A 2,267-nucleotide genomic window follows, 5' to 3' on the forward strand; every position below is an offset into this window, starting at 1 on the left:
TTGGCTTCGCTATAATTGGCGAGGCTGAAGCCTTGTACTACGCTATTGCAAACAAAACGATGGATGAGTATATCCTTGTCGAATGCTCTCCAACTGTTGAAGAATACCAAAGGTTGCATGAAGCAGTTGGATGGGAGAATGTGGACATTGAAGCAACGGAGATTGGTTTATGTAACTCTCTCTTTTCAGTATGTGTAATTTACCTAACTTTACCTCGAATTATGCACACTACAAAACAAGATTACAAGAAGGATTGTTAAATAAGGCAATTTGAGTAAAAAAAGCATGTTGACAAAGTGGGATGTAGTGTTTATAATATACACTATGAGCTTTGTGCGAAAGATAAAACGGGGGGATTCGATTTACCTTGCCGAGGTAGAAAATGTTAGGATGGGTGGCAAGGTTATTCAGAAGCATATCCGATATGTGGGGAAGGAGGTTGATGATAAACCGATATTAACAGGATCGGTGGCGACCTCGACGATAGACCGGGTGACGATCTACGGCCCTCTATTGATGTTAGATGAGATAGCAAGACAGATTGATTTATCTGCGGCTTTAGGGGAATATGGTGATTATTTGTTGAGTTTGGCTTATGCTCATTGCGTTTCTCCAGATAGTTTAACTGGGATGGTAGATTGGTATCAGAAGACAGAGATTGGGAGTCTTCTTTCTCTTTCGGATGTGACGTATAAGAAGTTGATCGAGGCGATTGACTCTGTAGATGGTCTCAGGGGATCAGAGGTTCAGGGGCGGATATTTGGTCGATTGAAAGAGGTTTTGGATTTATCGCCAAGGGGTTATTTTTACGATATAACGAATATCTATTTTTACGGGGTATGTTGTCCACTGGCTAAGCGTGGGCATAATGCGGATGGGAGGAAAGACCGGCAGATTCAAGTTGGATTGGCGGTAACGCAGGGAGAGGGCATTCCGATATTTCATAAGGTTTTTGAGGGGAACATTTTTGATGGGAGGACATTGCCGGATATTCTTCTTCAACTTCGGAGGCAGGATATTAAGGATGTCTATATCGTATGGGATCGAGGGGTTTCTTCTCGATTGAACATCAAAGAAGCCAAAGAGATGGGGTTTGAAGTGTTGTGTGGGCTTCCATTGAAAACTGGTTTAAAGAAGGTGGCAGATCAAGTTTTGGGAGAGGAGATCATCTCGATGAAGCACAGGGTAAGGCTCCAGAAAGCTACCTTTTATGTAAAGAAGAAGAGATACCAGATAGATGGGGTTGATGGATATCTTGCCATTTGTCTTAATGAGAAAGAGAAACAGGGGATTCGTGAGAGGAGATATGATGAAATTGATCATGCTCTCCACCAGATTGAGGAGAAAAAGGGGATCAAAGAGGGGCTGAAGAAGTATATAAGCGGGGATAAGGTAAATTACAAGGAGGTGGCATTGGCAGAGCGCTATGACGGAATATCGGTGATCTTTTCGACGAAAGATCTCGGTGAAGAAGAAATAATCAAGGGGTATTTTGAGAAAGATAGAATAGAGAAATCCTTCCGGTGTATGAAAGGTCTTTTAGAGGTGGATAAGGTAAGGTTTTGGTTAGCCAACCGAGTCAAGGGGCACATTTTTGTTTGTTATCTTGCTTACTTGCTTTTATCTGTTCTTGAATATAAACTCAGAAAATTAGGCATAAAGGCATCCGAGGCAATAGAAAGCATGGAGACGATGTATCGAGTATATATCACAGACCAAAAATCAAAAAACAAATTCGTAAAAACAGTCACTATAAGTAAAAAGCAAGAAGACATTCTAAAGCAGATTAATCCACGCATCTTGACAAAGTGTAGTGTATAAAATCAAGGGTAAAGTCAGGTAATTTACTTTTTCTCTGCGACCTCTGTGTCCTCTGTGGCTTATCAGGTTTTTGTTCTTGATAAGGAATTATAAAAACTTGACAGGATTAACAGGATTAATAGTGAGCATGCCGAACTATGAATATTTTTTATCCTTCGACAAGCTCAGGATGCAATCCTGTTTTATCCTGTATATCCTGTCTAAAATCAGGTCTTTGTTCTATATTGAGAATTTTTGCTTTAAATATTTTGTTTCTGGATTATCTCCCTCTGCCTTGTCAGGACATAAGATGCAATCAAGTCCTTATCATGCATCCTCATATCCATGAACTCCATACCGCATTTATTCTTAATATCCGCCCTAAAACCTTTGAGCAGGTTTTTCACAACTGTCTTTGCCATGATATTCTGATTGACAGCAGGAAGGCTGAGCATTGCCTTCTCAAA

3 protein-coding genes are annotated in these 2,267 nt (G+C 40.4%); 2 read left to right on the forward strand and 1 reads right to left on the reverse strand.

Features of this window, described 5'->3' with window-relative positions; genetic code table 11:
• Positions 1 to 260 (forward strand): hypothetical protein (locus VJB08_05665; GenBank protein ID HLD43442.1); only part of this gene is annotated, 260 nt, incomplete at its 5' end.
• Between the two features lie 64 nt (positions 261 to 324).
• The gene (locus VJB08_05670; GenBank protein ID HLD43443.1) at positions 325 to 1,821 is read left to right on the forward strand and encodes a transposase; all 1,497 of its coding nucleotides are present in this window, start codon (positions 325 to 327) and stop codon (positions 1,819 to 1,821) included.
• Positions 1,822 to 2,060: 239 nt separating this feature from the next.
• Here VJB08_05670 and VJB08_05675 read toward each other — a convergent pair.
• Positions 2,061 to 2,267: hypothetical protein (locus VJB08_05675; GenBank protein HLD43444.1), on the reverse strand; the 207-nt coding region annotated here is incomplete at its 5' end.

Source organism: Candidatus Nanoarchaeia archaeon (assembly GCA_035290625.1).
In the GTDB taxonomy this organism is placed as follows: domain Archaea; phylum Nanobdellota; class Nanobdellia; order Woesearchaeales; family DATDTY01; genus DATDTY01.